Below are 18,374 nucleotides of genomic sequence, written 5' to 3'. Positions count from 1 at the left end.
ACAATAGGGAAGTGTAAAAATGTCTAAATTAGAGGGAATTAAACTGGTGTACAATACAGTTAAGTTTATGAGAAGAAAACAGATTAAATCTCGCATTATTTATCAATTAAGAAAAAAAACTTCAAGAACAATTCAGGTGCTGGAAGCGGATAATATAAAGAATAATTTTACATATTATGACCCAATGGTTGTCAATACTTTAAAGGGTTCGTCAGAAATAGTAGTAGATTTTCAAAAAGTAAATGATTTATACAATAAAAAATTTACTTTTCTTAATAATTTAAGCTTTGAATTTCAGGGAGAAATAGATTGGAATGCTAATCCATTTAATTATAGATTATGGAACTTTAATTTAAATTATTTTGACTTTCTGAATGATTTCTCTCACGCATATCTGATTGATAGAGATATCAAGTGGTTAGAAAAGGGGACTGAATATATATTGGACTGGTGGCATACTAATAAAAGTCACTATGATTCAAACTTATGGGATCCGTATGTGGTAGCTAAGAGGATTTTTAATATATCTTTGTTTTTCTCTGTTCTAGAAGAATCTAGTAAAGAGAAATATAAAAAAGAATACGGAAATATAATTAAAACACACGTTAATTTCTTGAAGAAAAATATAGAAGAATACTTGGGGGCAAATCATCTGGTAATGGATGGAAAGGGTCTGGTCTTTGGGGGTGTTTTTTTAAACGACGTTGCGATTATTAAAACCGGAGTTAACCTATTAAAAAGAGAATTTCAAGAACAAGTCCTTGAAAGTGGAATGCACTATGAAATGTCTTCTTCATATCATATTGAGGTTTTGATGCATTTTATGGAGGTCGGAATTGTATTAAACAGAAATGGATTCCAAGATGAGGGGAAATATTTTATAGACCATATACATAAAATGTTTGATTGTTTATATGAATTTATGATGCCTAATTCTGAAATACCGCTTATAAATGATTCCACATTAGATTATCCAATACAAGCGTCAAATATTCTTGAATGTGGGAGTTTACTGTACTCGGATTCTAAATACCTAAAATATTGCCCTGAAAAAACAAGTGTTTATACATATATGTTGTTCGGCACAGAGGGAATAAAAAGGATAGAAGAAATGCGTGGAAATCCGATGACTTATGAGGGGCTTAGTGTTCACGAACATGGTGGATATTATATTATTAAAGATTCATTAGAAGGAATAGGTGGATTGTATCTATTATTTGATTGTGGAAGTTGTGGGCCGGAGTATAACTTAGGTCATACACATGCAGATTCGTTGAATGTAATTTTGACCTTGGGTGAGAAAAAAGTTTTTGTTGACACTGGAACTTATACTTATCAAATTTCGAAAGAGCGGGATTACTTAAGATCTACTGCTGCACATAATACCTTGTGTATTGATGGTACGTCAAGCTCTCAGGTATGGAAAGCATTCAGAACTGCTAAAAGAGCATATACTCATATAACAAAATATGATCAGAGTGAAAATTATGTGCATATCAGTGCAGAGCATGATGGCTATACAAAAACTTTAAAAGATTCTAAGTTATTTCATAGACGAACAGTTATATATTTTAAAAATATAGGTATTATCTTTGTTGATAGGGTTTATGGACGTTTTGAAAAAATGCATAATTTAGAGATTAATTATTATTTAGGGCAAGAAATCGATCAAATAAATTCCAGAGGTATTAAATTTAGAAATTCGAATACGATAGTTAAAACAAATTTTGATATAAAGATAAAAGACAGTCAAGGGGCAGAGCAATTTAATATACATAAGACGCTCAAGAATATAAAATCAATCACTACTATAGGAAGTGAAGCAACTTATATTACGGTGGTAGACTTATACGGTGATAAAATAAATATCTCAGATAATGAATCGATAATAAATATTAATACTATAGATACTTCATATGAGTATGATATAAAACTGGAAAAAATTTATGAAATTAATAAGGAGAATGGATGGTAAGTATTATATGAAATTATTATATATTTCCCAATTTTATTACCCTGAGCGTGCAGCTGCAGCATTTAGGGCTTATGAGAATTCTAAATATTGGGCTGGTGAAGGACATAATGTAACTATTTTTACTGGTAATCCTAACTTTCCAACGGGAAATCTTTTTGCGGGATATGCCAATAAATTGATTGATGTTGAAACAAAAGAAGGTGTTAAAATTATTAGGAATAAAGTCTTTGCTAGGAAAAATACAAATATTTTTAACAGATTAATTTGTTATTTGAGTTTTCCTTTTTTTGGGACTTTAAATATGTTATTTAATCGTAAAAAAATTGGTCAAGATTATAATGTTATTTTAGCAACCACGGGTACAATCTTTGCCCCATTTTTAGGTATATTGTATTCGAAAATACTAAAAAAACCATTAATAGTAGAATTCAGGGATATAACATACTCGCAAATGGTGGCCAATGGAAAATCAAAATCCAGTTTGGCTTACAAAATTGTTAGGAGAATTGAATTATTGTTTTGTAAGCATGCAAAGCATATTGTAACAGTAACAAAAGGTTTTCAAAAAGAGTTAGTGCAAGAAGGGATTCCTAAAGAAAAAATCTCAGTAATATATAATGGGGTTAAAATTGAAGAGAATGACTATGAAACGGTGAAGGATCATTCTAAACAAGAAGTTACTATTGGTTATTTTGGGGCGTTGGGAAAGTCTCAAAACTTACAATTTATTATAGATGTATTTAATAAGATAAAGATTAACGGTATGCAAGTAAATATGGTGTTTATTGGCGACGGAGCAGAAAAAGAGACTCTTAATGAATATATTAAAAATAATAACATCAGTAATATTAAAATGATGGATAATATGGAAAAATCAGAATTAGATACGTATTACGAAAAGTGTGATTTCCTTATTGTTTCTTTAAAAAATAATAAGGCCTTTAAAAACACAGTACCATCAAAAATATTTCATATAATGGGTAAGGCGAAGCCAATAATTTACTTTGGGCCTATAGGCGAAGCGAGTAATATAATAGAAGAGGCAAAGAGTGGAATTATTGTCAATACAGTAAAGCTAGAGGAAGCACAAAAAATAGTCCATGATAGTTTGAAAAAAAGTGTAGACGAAATTAAGAATATGGGTAGTGCTGGATACGAGTTTGTGAAAGCTAAATTTGATAGGGAATACTTAGCTGAAAAGTATATAGAGATTATTAAAAAAGTTTCGTCTCAATAAATCTGTATAGAAGATAGGTGTAATTAGTTATATGAAAGTGCAGTTAATTCCTAAAAGTTATTTAATAGTTATAGTGACCTTTATATTTTATTATTGGAACACGTTTTTTGAAGGTGATTTTAAAAATAAATTAGCTGTATGTATATTTTTAATAGGTGTAGTTATTGGTAGGATGTATGTGAAGATTATTCCAATATATAAGTTTAATCAAAATACGTATCCTTTAAATAACAAGCTACTAATAAAACTAGGGATTTCAATGTTTATTATTGGGTTACTAAGTCATCTTATGTATTATGATATGTCAGTTTTTGGAACAACCCAATATGCTGAGGGATATTTAAATAGTAGGGGGAAGGGATACATCACGGTTTTTTTTGATTGGTTGCCGTTAGGGCTTCTTATAGCACTTCAGGGTTCCAAGGAAGAAAGGAGAAAGAGTGCCGTAATATTTTTACTTCTTCTTTTAATAACCTATTGTGGATTTTACTTCTTTATTCTTATGAAGAGAAGACAAATTCTTTTAGTAGCAATATGTTTAGCTGCACTTTTTATTCCAAATAAGATTAAGATAAGGAATGTAATTGGTGTTTATGTAATTGGATGTTTAGGATATTTAATTTTTGGTATTTTCGGCAGGGTTAGGGGGATGTATCAAAATTCAACTTTGGTTGAAACGCTGGACTTTGTTATTAAGAATTTTGATTGGGATTGGATAGCGTTGGATACCGGATTTGAAGGAAAATATATTTCTATGATATTAGCCGATACAATAAACTATGTAGAGAATATGGGGTTGGACTTAAAAGTTATACTGGGTTCTATTATTGTAATGATCCCAAGATCGTTGCTTGGGGGAGAAAAGCTTTTGGCATTTCCTGAATGGTATACATTTAATTTCCATCCTTATGAATATAGCCAAAATATTGGATATGCAGGTTCCATTGTAGCTGAAAGTTACCTATTTCTATCTTGGGCTGGTATAGTGATAGTTTCCTTTGCTATTGGATATATATCTAAGTTTATAGATAGTCTTGGTCAATCTAGCTATAAGATTGCTTATGGTATATGTATTTATACATTTTTAATAATTCCGAGACTAGATTTTGGATCTTTATTAATAATATTTATGTTCTCTGTAATACCAACTTATATGTTAATAAGGGTGACAACTAAGAAGTTTAATATAAAATAACAATAGTTCTTGAGGGTGGAGTAGCTATAAATTATGAAAAAAATTATTAAGTACGTTGGTGTAATTGCGCTAGGTAATATCCTTATTAAGATATTAGGGTTTATAAGAGAAGTAGCTATTTCATATAAATTTGGTGCTTCACCGATAACCGATGCATATTTAGTGGCATTTACTATTCCGTTAATATTATTCCAATTTTTAGGGGTAGGATATGCAACATCTATAATCAAAGTATTGAGCTCATTGGAAGGAAACGTTCAAGAAAAAAGGGCTTTTATTTCTAGAGTGTTTTCATATACATTGATAACATCAGTTTTATTACTTTTTCTAGGATTTGCTTTTAGTAGACCGATTGTTAGAATATTTTCTCCAGGATTAGAACCCCAAACTATAGAATTAGCATCAGAATTATTAAGGCTTTCTATGCCAATGGTTATTAGTAGTATGATTATTGCTATTTCGAGTGGAATACTGCAATATTCTAATAAATTTGCAATTGATGTATGGTCAAATTTGCCGAATAATTTAATAATCATAATTTCAATAGTTTGCTTTTCAGGGGTGGGCGGAATCTATGCAGTAACTTTGAGTACTGTTATCGGTTCTTTAACAATATTACTCATTCAATTACCTTTTAGTTTAAAATATGGGCTAAATCTTAGATTGGATTTTAGAGTAGACGAAAATTTAAATAAGTTTGTGAAAATTTTAATACCGGCAACACTTTTATCTATGGTACAAATGATTGGGACATTAATTAATAGATTCATAGCATCATTTATGGAAACTGGAAGTATTTCTATCTTGTATTTTGCTGATAGGTTATATAATCTACCGTATTTAGTAGTAGTAATGGCAATCACTACTGTGCTTTTTCCTAAATTAGTTAGTCTTTTTAATAGTGGTGAGCTAGATAAATTTAAGGTATATGTGGCCGGTTTATTTAAAGTAATCATAATATTAATGACTTCTATCGCAATAGTAATGTTTGTTCTAAGACAAGAATTAGTAGAAATAGTTTATCAAAGGGGGAATTTTTCTAAGGAGGCAGTTTCCTTGACAGCAACATGTTTTGGAATTTATTCTTTGGGGATAATTTTCTTGAGCCTTAGGGAGTTATTCATAAAAATATATTTTTGCTTAAATGATACAAAAATATTACTAATGAACAGTTTATACATGTTTCTACTTAATATTACTTTAGGTATAATACTCTCTTATTTTTATGGAATTTATGGCTTAGCGGCAAGTACACCGTTATCGGTATTAATTTCGAGTTTATATTTATATAAACATTTGAAGATGAGCGGTCACTTGAATATTAATAAGGCCTTTTTAATGAAATATTTTATGATTAGTTGTATTACATTTATTATAGCCAAGATATCTCTAGAATATCTTTATAACTATACTGATAACGCATTATTAATAGTTAGTATAATTTCGTTTATGGTCATCAGTATATATGGTAGTTTGGCGTGGATCTTTAGATTAATAAATACTTAAATTTAAATAAAAATATTTAGATTTAACCCAAGGAGATAGTTTTTATGAAAGAAGAAATTATTCTGGTTGGACCAGGAACAGATTCTATGGGGGGCGTCGCTACTCATATAAAGACTTTACAAACCTGTTTTGAAGAAAATGGGAAAACTATTCTGATACATGATATTAGTGGAGGAAAAGAGAAAAATTTTTTGTTAAGAAAGATTAAAGAGTTCAGTAAAATATGGGGATTGAGAAAGGTTACGAAAAATAAGAAGGACAGTGTGGTACATTTAAATCCTTCGATTTATTATGGATCTTTAATGAAATTATGGATTATATTGTCGATTATTAACCATGAAAATATTATTGTCCAATATCATGGGGGCCATTTTTCAGACTTGAGTTTATTTAAAAATAAATTTATTAGATTTCTATTTAAAAAGATTAATACTAAGCCAAAACAAATTCTTTTTTTGAGTAAGGATCAAAAAATGGAGTTTGAATATGTTTATCCAAATGTAAAAGCTAAAGTAAGTTTGGTGCCTAATTTTATTGATGTTAGAGGAATTGAGAAAAAAAATGTTTTTACTGATGGAAAAGTGAGATTTCTTTTTTTATCCAGGTTAATTCAAGAAAAAGGTGTATTCGAGGTATTGGAAGCAGCTAAATTACTTCAAGATAAAGAAGTTGAATTTACAATTATAGGTTCAGGACCTATAGAGGGACAAGTCATAGAATATATAGAGGAAAATAATCTCCATGGGATAGTTAAATTTGTAGGCGCAAAATTTGATGGAGAGAAAGAAGAATATTTGGGTTCATCTCATGTTTTTTTACTTCCAAGTAGCTGGAGAGAAGGAATACCTTATTCGGTGTTAGAGGCAATGAAATTCAGCCTAGCAATTCTTTGTACGCCGGTGGGTGGATTAAAAGAGATTATTATTGATGGGGATAATGGCCTATTTATACAAAAGGATTCAAATAATATATACCAAAAAGTGCTGTATTTGTTAGAGGATACAGATAAGATTAATCAATTAGGTGGAAATGCATTTGATTATGCGTCTAATTATTTATCTTATGAAAAAGCGTTTAATACATTTATGAATATATATAGTGAAACACAAAAGATTAGGAGGAAATAATTATGAAGAAAATATGTGTCGTGGGTTTAGGATATATAGGATTACCAACTTGTGCAATGTTTGCCAAGGCTGGATTTAAGGTAACAGGAGTAGATGTTAATCCTTTAATAATTGATACAGTAAATGAAGGGAAAATCCATATCGAAGAAGTTGGATTAGGTGAATTGGTAAAAGAGGAAGTTTCAAAAGGGAATTTGAATGCAAGTTTAAAACCAGTATTAGCCGATGTATATATTATTGCTGTTCCTACCCCTCATAATTACGATCATACTGCTGATTTAAAATATGTACAATCTGCAGTAGAATCTATTAAACCATTTTTACAAAAAGGGAATATATTAATTGTAGAATCTACTATTCCACCACGTACAATTAATGATATTGTTGCACCAGCAATAGAAGAGGCTGGTTGGAAAGTCGGAGAAGAAATTTATTTAGCGCATTGTCCAGAACGAGTATTACCTGGAAGGATTCTTATTGAATTAGTAGAAAATGCAAGAATAGTTGGGGGAATCAATGAAATCTCAGCTAATAAGGCAGCAGAGATATACAAGAGCTTCGTAAAAGGTAATGTTATTACAACAACTGCGGTAACTGCAGAAATGGCTAAATTAATGGAAAATACATTTCGAGATGTAAATATAGCATTGGCTAATGAATTAGCTAAAATCTCAGCTAATTTAGGAATTAATGCTTTAGATGTTATTAGTTTAGCTAACTTACATCCGAGAGTTAATTTACACACTCCAGGTCCAGGTGTTGGCGGTCATTGTCTAGCGGTTGATCCATACTTTATCATTGAGAAAGATCCTCAAAATGCTCAATTAATTAGTGACGCTAGAGAAATTAATAATTCTATGCCGAATTTTGTAGTTGAGAATGTGGGTAAACTAGTAGGAGAAGGACGCGGTAAAATCACTGTTATGGGTCTAACTTATAAAGGAAATATAGATGATGTACGTGAAAGTCCAGCTATGGAAGTAGTAGAATTACTACGAAAAGAAGGTTATGAAGTGGCAGTTTACGATCCGCATGTGGTACAAGAAGCAGTTCCTTATGAATTAAAAACGTTTAAAGAGGCAGTTGATAAAACACAATGTATATTAGTTTTATCAGACCATAATGAATTTAAAAATTTAGATGAGGAAGCTATAATTAAAAGAGCAGAAAGACCAATAATTTTCGATACTAGAAATTGCGTGCAGGTAAATAATAAAGCTATTTTATATTACAATTATAATAACCTACACGAAGCTATCAATAATTTAGTTTGTAAAAATATTTAGTAATGAAAGAATTGTTAGGTGGCAGATATAAATGAATGTTTATAAATGGTATAAAGTATCAAGGGTACTTTACGAATGGAAAATTCCTTTTATCCCTAGTTTTATTACTTATCTTATTCGCTTTATATTTGGTTGTTACATTCCATTTTCAGCTAGAATAGGGAAAAGGACAACATTAGGATATGGGGGACTAGGAATAGTCATTCATAGAAGGGCTATAATAGGGGATAATTGTATAATTAATGCTGGTGTCACCATAGGAGGTACATCGAAAAAAAATAATGTACCTAAATTAGGAGATAAAGTCTATGTAGGTACAGGTGCAAAAATATTAGGTCCAGTCTCAATAGGGAATAATGTGGTGATTGGGGCAAATGCAGTAGTATTAAAGGATATACCGGATAATTGCATGGTTGTGGGTATTCCTGCTAAGATAGTAAAAACTGATATTAATATTGATAATTACCTTTAAATATGGACAGCAAGTATAATTCTTGCTATGAATATTTGATAGAGGAATATTAATTCATACTTTAAGAGATACCAATGAAAAGGAGGAGAGAGCTGTGAGAAAAAAGGTTTTTCTATGGGTTTTAAGTATTCTAGGCTTGCTACTACTCATAGGAGGAATATATGTTTATCGTGTTTATTCTAATGTATCAAGTACGTTAGATTCGGTGCATCAACCATTAAAACGTGATAAGTCTGAAAAGCGTGATCAAAAAATAAACCTTACTGATCAAAAACCCATTTCAATTTTATTAATGGGAGTTGACCAAAGAGGAGAAGAGACTGGTCGATCAGATTCACTTATGCTATTTACTTTAAATCCAAAAACTAAGTCTATGAAAATTACAAGTATTCCTCGTGATTCTTATACTGAAATTATTGGGAAAGGTAAGAAAGATAAAATTAATCATGCTTATGCTTTCGGTGGTATTGACATGGCTGTGAAATCAGTGGAGAATTTTCTTGATATCCCAGTTGATCATTACATTGAAGTAAATATGGAAGGATTCAAGGATATTGTAGATGCTGTAGGTGGTGTCGAGGTCAATAATGATTTAGAATTTACATCAGTAGGTACACATTTTGAAAAAGGAAATTTACACTTAGATGGTGAAAAAGCTTTAAAATACTCTCGTATGCGTTATGAAGATCCACGCGGTGACTTCGGCCGCCAAATGCGCCAACGTCAAGTCATCCAAGCTGTAATTAAAAAGGGTGCAAGTGTATCTTCTCTAGCAAGCTACGGTGATGTACTAAAAGCAATTGAGAAAAATGTTAAAACAAGTTTAACTCAAGAGCAAATGTTTGATATTCAAAAGAACTATAAAGATTGCATGCAGAACAGTGAAGAAATTCAAATCCCAGGCGACGGACACAAAGCCGCTGATGGTATTTGGTACTATTATGTTCCAGATGCAGCAAAACAAGATTTAACGAATAAGTTAAAAGCGCATCTTGAATTGACTAAGTAATATGTAATAACCCAACTCCTTTGGTAGGAGTTGGGTTTATTTTTGCCTGAATTTATATTAGTATTATATGTTGTGAGAATAATAGATGAGGTGAATCGATGAATAAGAAAGCAGTACTTGTCCTAGTTATTTTTGTATTGTTTGTCGCTTCGGTTGTGAGTGGTAAATTATACTGGAATAAGAAAGTTGCGAATGCGACAGGACAGACGAGTGAAGTGACGAAAACGAAGTCTGAAGTGAAAGATAGCGGTGCGAAGAAATCAGAGAAAAAACAAGATGCGAAGTCATCTTTTAATGAAGCATATGCGAAGAATTTACCAGATGAAGTGAAAGAGAAGTTAAAGAAAGCTGCTGAGGATAAAAAGGCAGTAAATCTTGTTATTGTTGGTGATGAAGCTTCTTCATCTGCAAAAGATGCTTGGGCATCTAAGTTAACGGCTAACCTAGATGCTTCTTATGGTAAAGGTTTATGGAATGTGACGGTAAAGGAATATAAGGGTGAAAGCACAGACGAGTTAATTGCGAATAAACGTGATAAAGAGATTGCGAAAGAAAAGCCAGATGTGATTTTATTGGAACCACCATTTATTACTGACAATGGTAAAACTGGTAATGGAAACTCTGTAGCAAGTACGCAGAAATTTGTGCAAGCACTTTCTACTAGTGCAAAGGGTGCTACAATTATGATTCAACCATCAAACCCAGTGTATGGTGCGAAGAATTATCCGAAGGCAATTGAGGCGTTAAAGCAATTTGCGACGCAAAATGGTTATACATATGTTGATCATTGGGGTGCATGGCCTGATGCAACAACAAAGGCTATCCTACCATATTTAAAAGAAGAATTTGGTTTCCCAAGTGATAAGGGGCATGAAGTTTGGGCGCAATACGTAACTGATTATTTTGTAGCTAAGTAATGAAGGAGAGATAAAAGGTGTACGAGTTCCCGTATACCTTTTCTTTTTATAATTAAGAGATCTGAAAATAGTAGGAGGAAAACAATGAACTCAATCTTAATCTGCGGCGGAGCTGGATACATCGGTTCTCACGCTGTGAAAAAATTAATAGACGAAGGTTTATCTGTAGTAGTAGTAGATAACTTACAAACGGGTCATGAGGATGCAATTACGGAAGGTGCAAAGTTTTATAATGGCGACCTTCGTGATAAAGCATTTTTAAGAGATGTGTTTACACAAGAAAATATTGAGGCGGTTATGCATTTCGCAGCTGATTCTTTAGTTGGAGTTAGTATGGAGAAGCCTCTGCAATATTATAATAATAACGTGTATGGTGCACTTTGCTTATTAGAGGTAATGGATGAGTTTAAGGTAGATAAGTTTATTTTCTCTTCTACTGCGGCGACGTATGGTGAGGTAGATGTAGACCTTATTACTGAGGAAACGATGACAAATCCAACGAATACGTATGGAGAGACGAAGTTAGCAATCGAGAAGATGCTTCATTGGTATAGCCAAGCTTCTAATTTACGTTATAAGATTTTCAGATACTTTAATGTGGCTGGTGCAACTCCAAATGGTATTATTGGAGAAGATCACCGTCCAGAGACGCATTTAATTCCTCTTGTGCTGCAAGTGGCGTTAGGGCAACGTGAGAAGATTATGATGTTTGGTGATGACTATAATACACCAGATGGTACTTGTATCCGTGATTATATTCATGTTGAAGATTTAGTAGCGGCTCACTTCTTAGGCCTTAAAGACCTACAGAACGGCGGAGAGAGTGATTTCTATAACTTAGGAAATGGTAATGGTTTCAGTGTAAAAGAAATCGTTGATGCAGTTCGTGAAGTTACAAATCATGAAATTCCAGCTGAAGTAGCACCGCGCCGTGCGGGAGATCCAGCACGTTTAGTTGCTTCTTCTCAGAAAGCGAAAGAGAAGTTAGGTTGGGATCCTCAGTATGTAAATGTGAAGACAATCATTGAGCATGCTTGGAATTGGCATCAGAAGAAACCTAATGGGTATGATAAGTAAGACTAATAAGTGAAGGAGAGGGTATTGTCGTTCAACATATGTTCGACAATACCCTCTCTTTTTTTATAAGATTTTTGCTATACTAAACTGTACTATAATACAGGATGGAAGGAGGAGAATAATGAAAATACTTGTAGTGGATGATGAGTCGAGTATTCGTAATTTGATTCGGATGCAGCTTGAGATGGAAGGGTATGAAGTGCTTACGGCGGCTGACGGGAGAGAAGCTTTAGAGAGATGGAATGAAGGGCCGGATGTTTTGATTTTGGATGTTATGCTTCCAGATACAGATGGGTATGAGTTGCTTCGTTTGTTCCGTGAGAAGGATCGGGATATTCCGGTGCTTATGTTAACTGCGAAGAGTCAGATGAATGATAAATTGCTTGGCTTGCAGCTTGGTGCAGATGATTATGTGACGAAGCCATTTAATTATGCGGAGCTTATTCTTCGGGTCAAGAATATGACGCGGCGCGTGAAGAAGAAAGAGGTAACGGTAAGCCATGAAGTAATCGGGGCGGGAGAGATAACGATTTGTCCTAAGGAAAGAAAAGTGCATGTGAGTGGACAAGAGATTCAGTTAACGTACCGAGAGTTTAATTTATGTCAGTTGTTTGTTTCAAATCCGCAGCGTGTATTTATGAGAGATGAGCTACTAGAGAAAGTATGGGGATTTGAGTATATCGGGAATACGAGAGCGGTTGATATTATGGTGCAAAGACTACGGAAGAAGTTAGGGAATAGCGGAGAATATATTAAGACCATTTATGGCGTTGGCTATAAATTGGATTGTTAAGTGGTGATGGTATGTCTTTAAAAAGAAATATGGTGTTTGGAATCGTTGGGCTGTTAATCCCGATATTTGTTCTTTTGTACGCAGTTGTTTATATTACGTTAGAAAAGAATATGTATCATAACGCGGCAAATTCTTTAGAAAAGTTAAGTGTAGAAGCACAAATTTATACGATGAATTATTTAGAGAAGGAAGCAGAGGTAGAGACGCTCGGTCCGAATTCACTTTTAATTGCTTCGTATTTAGCGAAGCGCATGGATGTCCGTGTACAGATGATTGGGAAGAATGGGGATGTTGTGGCGGATACGCAAAAGGGAGCACTTCTTCATCGGAATATTGATATTGAGAGTTCCTTGAAGGGGAAGAAATCTTATGTGTTTGAAGAGGGAGACCTAGCTCCAATTCTTTTGTTTTCAAGCCCAGTGTATTATGGAAACGATGTCATTGGTAGTGTTCGTTTTATAAATGAGTTAACGGGTGAGAAGGAAGTTTTAACAAATGTCGGTTGGACGTTTTTAATGACGTCTCTTTGTCTCGTAGCTGCAGGTATTTTCTTTGCGATTCGTTTGGCGAAGTCTCTTCATAAGCCGATTGATCAGTTAAGGCAAATGGCGCACCGGCTTGCGAATGGTGATTATAAAAGTAAGATTGAGCTAAATGAATATGTGGAAATTGCTCAGCTTTCAGCGTCTTTTAATGCGATGGCTGATGGGATTGAACTACATATTAAGCAATTGAAGGAAGAGAAAGAGAAGCAGAAAGATTTTTTAGACCGTATTACGCATGAGCTAAAAACACCGCTAACGGCGATTATTGGCTATGTGGATTTAATTCCGAAGTTAAAGGCGAAGGAAGATGTACAGGAGAGCTTGCGCTATGTAGCTGTAGAAAGTGAGCGTTTATTATCACTTGTAGAGGAATTACTTAAGTCTTCAAAGTACGGGACGAGTACGTTTGAAATATCACCTACAGTTGTGAATATAAAGGATTTAGCCGAAGAAGCAGTTTCAATTGTGAAACCTCGCTTGCAGAAATTTGAGATTGAAGTTATTAATGAGTTAACAGATGTATATGTTGTTGCCGATTTCGATAAGACAAAACAGATTTTCTTAAACGTACTTGATAATGCGATAAAATATAGCGATGCTACGCAAATTCGTATGAATGTCATTGTAAATGAACGTGAGGCGAAGGTGTTTGTTCATGATGATGGCATTGGTATAGATGAAGGTGTGCTGGCAGAGTGGAATGAATCGCCAGAAGGGAAGGTACTTTCTTCTAGTTACGGGAATGGGTATGGTTTGTATATTTGTCAGGAGATTATGAATAAGCAGGGCGGAAGTATGCGAATTGAGAGTAGTGAAGAGGTTGGTACTACAATATTTATTACATTCTTACTTCCGAGACGGATGGAAGACATAAAAAACTTGAAAGCGGTTAAATGATACATTTATGAAACAATTATGCGGTATTTTCGAAACAACGTTTTTTTATCTTGGAGGTAGGCAGAAATGAAAAGGCTATCATTTCAAATTCTTATGTTTGTCCTTTGTATAATCGTTTCTCTTATTTTGTTTTATGTGATGGAGAAGCAAATATATAATCGGATCAAAATCGTGAATGACAAACAAGCTGTTTTACAAAGAGTGAATGAATCCCTGCCTACTGAAATGAAGGTTAGGCATGAAAAGTGGGGAGAAATTGTTATAACGGATGAAGTTCGTTTGCATACGATTGTTTCATTCTTTGACCGAATTCAAATCAATCCGAGTGAAGCTAAGAATCAAGAACAAGTATTTACTGGAGAAGTAACGTACTTGAATGGACAGAAACGTACTTTTGCAGTAGGTGACTTGTTCCAGTACGAGGCTGATATGTACGGAAAGAATGGTACGGATCCAATGATTTCAGCATTGCAAACGTATTTGTTAAGCCTGTATTACACACCAGAACGTATTCATGATTTTTTTGCGTCAGCACAAGGTGTCATAGTACGCCAAGGTGGTGTAGAACGTGCGGTGAATCTTACGCACATACTTGATTCGATTCGGTACGCAAAGCAAATTACAGATTACGGAGAAATTCAGAAGTTATTACAGTCACAGAATGAACCGATCGCTTATATTACCGCTTATAAAACTGGTAAGCGTATAAAGAATGAGCGTGAAGACATTCTTACTATTTCTGTGTATCCATCGTATTTCGTTGTGCAATATCTCGGTGATAATAATGGGAATGTCATGTATATGAGAAGCTCCCTCGCAAATGTATTTGTAAAGGAGAATGTGTCATGAGAAAGATAGCCTTTTTCTTCTTTTTGCTAGTAATTGGAGGAGCGATGTCTAGTTGCTCTCGAGATACAACCTCTATTAAATATAATAAAAGTGGTCTCCCTATTTTGAATGATCGTCATCTAGTTGCGTATGTAGCGGCTCGCGAGGAAGTTGGGGAAGCGTTGCTTTCATCATTTTGTAAACCACGCGGCTGTACGTATGAATTTATTCGTCTTTCGACAGAAGAGCTTCTTCGGAGGGTAGAAGAGGAAGCTGGAAATCCGAAAGCGGATATTATTATTGGCGGTACGGTAGACGCGCATCAAATGATGAAGCAAAAAAATCTATCTATTCCTGTTACGAGTCAGCATGCGAACCGTATTTCAAAAACTGTGAAAGATAAAGACGGTTATTGGTACGGTTATGAAGTAGAGAAGCTGGCAATTGCGATCAATAAAGAGTGGTGGAACGAAGAATTAGCACCGCTCGGACTTCCTTATCCATCAAGGTGGCAAGATTTATTAAATCCAGTATATAAGGGAAAGATTGTTATGCCAGATCCAAATGTTTCAGGAACAGCCTATACGTTTTTTCAATCACTTATTGATACTGTAGGTGAAGAGGAAGCGAAAGAATATGTTAAGAACTTTGCAGGGCAAGTTGGTGAAGTGACAGTGAATGGTTACATGCCAGTAGAGCTTGTTGCGAGTGGTGAATATATGATAGGCATCAACTTCATGGGAGATCAAAGAATGCTTCAAAAACAAGGCTTTCCAGTTGTAAGTATCGTACCTGAGCAAACAGGGCTATCTGTTAATGCGATTTCGAAACTAAAGCGTGCACCGAATGGTATTATTGCGGATTTATTTATTGATTATTGTTTATCAGAAGAAGCGGGTCACATTTTAGAAAAGGTTTCGTTTGGCGTGCCAACAATGTTTGCGAAGAACGAGAAAGAAATAGAAGGACAGCCGGTTAGAAGAACGAACCAACATATATCAAATAGCGGAATAATCGAGATATGGAATAGACAACGTCTCTCTCAGAAGTGAGAAAAGGAGACGAAAGAATATGTTTAAATGGCTCAAGCCAGCACCTGCAATTGAAAGATTGCCTGCGGATATGATCGACCGTGTATATCGATTACTACGTATTCGTGTGTTAATCGGAATTTCAGTTGGGTATGCTGCTTATTATTTAGTTCGTAGTAACTTTACGTTATCAAGCACATATTTAGTAGAAGAATTTGGATTTAGTACAGCTGAAATTGGTCTACTAGGTTCAGTAATGGCAATTGTTTATGGATTTAGTAAGTTCTTTATGGGGAATTTATCAGATAAAGCTTTCGCCCAGCGCTTTATCGCGGTCGGTTTATTTTTATCAGGGCTTGTAAATATTTGTTTCGGTTTTGCATCTTCATTTGGGATGATCGTTACATTACTTGTTGTGAATGGTATTGTACAAGGTATGGGAGCACCTCCTTGTAGTATCGTTATGACGAAATGGTTTTCGAAGAAAGAACGTGGTACGAAAACAGGTCTTTGGAATATTTCACATAACGTTGGTGGAATGCTTGTACCACCACTTGTCGGAATTGGTGTAGGTATTTTTGGTGAAAATCATTGGCAAGGCGGCGTGTTTATTTTCCCAGCGATTATCGCAATGGTAATTGCAGTTCTTGTTTGGATTAATGCGAAGGATACACCAGAATCAGAAGGTCTTCCTCCAATTGATGAGTATCGTAATGACTATGAAAATCTTGAAAAAGCAGACAATGCTAACAAGATGTCACCAAAAGAAATTTTAATGAAGTATGTAGTGAAAAATAAATTTGTATGGTTCTTATGTATTGCAAATGCATTTGTGTATTTAATTCGCTTCGGTGTTATTAACTGGGTTCCACTGTATTTAACGACAGTTAAAGGGTTCTCAAAAAATGAAGCACACGCAGCGTACACAATCTTTGAAGGTATGGCAATTCCAAGTTCATTAATCGTTGGTCTTTTAAGTGATAAATTATTTAAAGGAAAACGTATGCCATTATGTATCTTTAGTATGGTCGGAGTTGTTATTGGTACGTTTGTGTATTGGCAAGCAACTAGCATACTTGTTATAAGTATTGCAGTTTCTATTATCGGTTGTTTAATTTATGTACCACAGTTCTTAATTGGTTTAAGTGCGATGGAATTAGTACCGAAATTTGCAGTAGGTACGACAGTTGGTATGTGTGGTCTGTTCGGTTACGTAGGCGGAAGTCTTGTAGCAAACGCAGCAATCGGTGTTATTGTTGATCGTTCTGGCTGGGATGGTTGTTTCATCTTACTATTAACAGGTGCTATTTTATCAACAATCTTCTTGTTCATCGTTCAACGTGGACATGAAAGCAAAGCTCCTAAAGCAGCGTAATATTTTGTTTGAAAAGCTATCCAATTGTGATTGGATAGCTTTTATATTAGGAAAAACAAACAGTATGTAAAATTGAAGTTTAATATGTAAATGATTTTTGTTATTTAATATAATCTTTTTAGGTTCCATAAACCGAATATGTACATAGTTAGACCAAAAAATCCACCGGCACAACTCCAAAGTACAACATCAAATAAAGAAATAGAGATTTCCTCTGAACCTACATAGGGAAGGATATAATTCATAAAAACAAACATTTGAAAGCCCCAAAGCAAACCTGCTTTTAAGCCAGCTTTTCTTAATTTTTTCTTGTGTTGCACATTCAGTATCACTTAAACCTTTTTTCTTAAATTTAAAGGCTAAATAATTAGCGTAAATCATATTAGATAGAAAAACTAATATAGTTCCTATAGATATTGTATGATTCATAGTATCAACAAGTAACATAATAAGCATGACCAACATATTTAACCACCATAAACCAATTCCAGCTACAGATAATTCTTTATTGATTTCTTGTTTTTGATATTCATCTCGCTCACTCATTGTTCCAACAAAACTATTATAAACTCTTTCTTTCCATTCAATTTTCATCATTTAATCTCCCTCCCAAAATAAACTGTTTAAATCTGTTTTTAGTGCTTTTGCTAATTCGATACATAAGGCTAAAGAGGGATTATATTTATTGTTTTCAATTAAGTTTATTGTCTGTCTCGCCACTTTAACTCTTTTAGCTAATTCTAGCTGCGAGAGACCTTCAGATTTTCGATATTGTTTAACGTTATTCAAATATAAACCTCCTAGTTAATAGTTGTAGACCTTGTGCACCGGAATGTCATGTATATGTGACATTTTATAGTTGAATAAATGAAAAGTCAAATATATATGACAAAAATGATAGTGATGCAATTAGGAAAATAATTTTAATAATTTATCTTTGTGAGAAGTTTATTAATAAAGGATAGCTTTTCTTATATTACTATAATCTTTCCTTAAATCTATCTTAAAAGACATAATGTCATATTTCTAATCATTGGAATTTTTGTTACAATATAAATGGATGTGTAAAACTTTGTAAAAAGAATGTAATAATATGTAATTCAT

The 18,374-nt window shown here is 33.7% G+C and carries 16 protein-coding genes and 1 pseudogene; 15 read left to right on the top strand and 2 right to left on the bottom strand.

Annotated elements, in window-relative coordinates:
* Window positions 1–19 precede the first annotated feature (19 nt).
* The 15 genes from ACTFRS_RS22260 (at window position 20) to ACTFRS_RS22190 (ending at window position 17,270) form a co-directional block, all read left to right on the top strand.
* Window positions 20–1,975 carry a heparinase II/III domain-containing protein gene (locus tag ACTFRS_RS22260; protein WP_440024988.1) on the top strand — a complete coding sequence of 652 codons (1,956 nt, stop codon included), beginning with the start codon at window positions 20–22 and terminating at the stop codon, window positions 1,973–1,975.
* Complete coding sequence (locus tag ACTFRS_RS22255) at window positions 1,965–3,212, top strand: glycosyltransferase family 4 protein (protein WP_440024990.1); 1,248 nt, start codon at window positions 1,965–1,967, stop codon at window positions 3,210–3,212. The genes ACTFRS_RS22260 and ACTFRS_RS22255 overlap by 11 nt, the downstream gene beginning before the upstream one ends.
* A 31-nt stretch (window positions 3,213–3,243) precedes the next feature.
* Window positions 3,244–4,407, top strand: a complete 1,164-nt coding sequence (locus ACTFRS_RS22250; RefSeq protein WP_440024992.1) for an O-antigen polysaccharide polymerase Wzy — start codon at window positions 3,244–3,246, stop codon at window positions 4,405–4,407.
* A gap of 33 nt (window positions 4,408–4,440) precedes the next feature.
* Window positions 4,441–5,913 carry a murein biosynthesis integral membrane protein MurJ gene (gene murJ / locus ACTFRS_RS22245; protein ID WP_440024994.1) on the top strand — a complete coding sequence of 491 codons (1,473 nt, stop codon included), beginning with the start codon at window positions 4,441–4,443 and terminating at the stop codon, window positions 5,911–5,913.
* Between the two features lie 44 nt (window positions 5,914–5,957).
* Window positions 5,958–7,040 (top strand): glycosyltransferase family 4 protein, encoded by a 1,083-nt coding sequence (locus ACTFRS_RS22240; protein WP_440024995.1) that lies wholly within the window; start codon window positions 5,958–5,960, stop codon window positions 7,038–7,040.
* Window positions 7,040–8,326: a nucleotide sugar dehydrogenase gene (locus tag ACTFRS_RS22235; protein WP_440025125.1), complete on the top strand. Its 1,287-nt coding sequence runs from the start codon at window positions 7,040–7,042 to the stop codon at window positions 8,324–8,326. Before ACTFRS_RS22240 ends, ACTFRS_RS22235 begins: the two co-directional genes overlap by 1 nt.
* 31 nt (window positions 8,327–8,357) lie before the next feature.
* Window positions 8,358–8,798, top strand: a complete 441-nt coding sequence (locus ACTFRS_RS22230) for a serine O-acetyltransferase (protein ID WP_440024997.1) — start codon at window positions 8,358–8,360, stop codon at window positions 8,796–8,798.
* Between the two features lie 94 nt (window positions 8,799–8,892).
* A complete protein-coding gene (gene tagU, locus ACTFRS_RS22225; protein ID WP_440024999.1) occupies window positions 8,893–9,807 on the top strand; it encodes a polyisoprenyl-teichoic acid--peptidoglycan teichoic acid transferase TagU in 915 nt (304 codons plus the stop codon).
* Between the two features lie 98 nt (window positions 9,808–9,905).
* On the top strand, window positions 9,906–10,724 hold the full coding sequence (locus ACTFRS_RS22220; RefSeq protein WP_440025001.1) for an SGNH/GDSL hydrolase family protein: 819 nt from the start codon (window positions 9,906–9,908) through the stop codon (window positions 10,722–10,724).
* Between the two features lie 84 nt (window positions 10,725–10,808).
* Window positions 10,809–11,801: a UDP-glucose 4-epimerase GalE gene (gene galE, locus ACTFRS_RS22215; RefSeq protein WP_440025002.1), complete on the top strand. Its 993-nt coding sequence runs from the start codon at window positions 10,809–10,811 to the stop codon at window positions 11,799–11,801.
* A 121-nt stretch (window positions 11,802–11,922) separates the two neighbouring features.
* Window positions 11,923–12,594 (top strand): response regulator transcription factor, encoded by a 672-nt coding sequence (locus ACTFRS_RS22210; protein WP_000699577.1) that lies wholly within the window; start codon window positions 11,923–11,925, stop codon window positions 12,592–12,594.
* An 11-nt stretch (window positions 12,595–12,605) separates the two neighbouring features.
* The gene (locus ACTFRS_RS22205; protein WP_440025004.1) at window positions 12,606–14,036 is read left to right on the top strand and encodes a HAMP domain-containing sensor histidine kinase; all 1,431 of its coding nucleotides are present in this window, start codon (window positions 12,606–12,608) and stop codon (window positions 14,034–14,036) included.
* Window positions 14,037–14,102: 66 nt separating this feature from the next.
* Window positions 14,103–14,885 (top strand): DUF3919 family protein, encoded by a 783-nt coding sequence (locus ACTFRS_RS22200; RefSeq protein WP_440025006.1) that lies wholly within the window; start codon window positions 14,103–14,105, stop codon window positions 14,883–14,885.
* Window positions 14,882–15,916, top strand: a complete 1,035-nt coding sequence (locus ACTFRS_RS22195) for an ABC transporter substrate-binding protein (protein ID WP_440025008.1) — start codon at window positions 14,882–14,884, stop codon at window positions 15,914–15,916. The genes ACTFRS_RS22200 and ACTFRS_RS22195 overlap by 4 nt, the downstream gene beginning before the upstream one ends.
* Before the next feature lie 19 nt (window positions 15,917–15,935).
* Window positions 15,936–17,270 carry an MFS transporter gene (locus tag ACTFRS_RS22190; RefSeq protein WP_044791980.1) on the top strand — a complete coding sequence of 445 codons (1,335 nt, stop codon included), beginning with the start codon at window positions 15,936–15,938 and terminating at the stop codon, window positions 17,268–17,270.
* 104 nt (window positions 17,271–17,374) lie between these two features.
* Here ACTFRS_RS22190 and ACTFRS_RS22185 read toward each other — a convergent pair.
* Both ACTFRS_RS22185 and ACTFRS_RS22180 read right to left on the bottom strand, forming a co-directional pair.
* Window positions 17,375–17,867 (bottom strand): annotated as a pseudogene (locus ACTFRS_RS22185) (DUF3278 domain-containing protein).
* Entirely contained in the window at window positions 17,868–18,059 is a 192-nt protein-coding gene (locus tag ACTFRS_RS22180) for a helix-turn-helix transcriptional regulator (RefSeq protein ID WP_001067018.1), read from the bottom strand.
* Window positions 18,060–18,374: the final 315 nt, after the last annotated feature.

Origin of the sequence: Bacillus cereus group sp. MYBK139-1, from assembly GCF_051916915.1 — a bacterium.
In the GTDB taxonomy this organism is placed as follows: Bacteria; Bacillota; Bacilli; order Bacillales; family Bacillaceae_G; genus Bacillus_A; species Bacillus_A pacificus.
The sequence above is the reverse complement of the archived record's forward strand: the minus strand, read 5'-3'. Positions and strand labels throughout refer to the sequence as shown.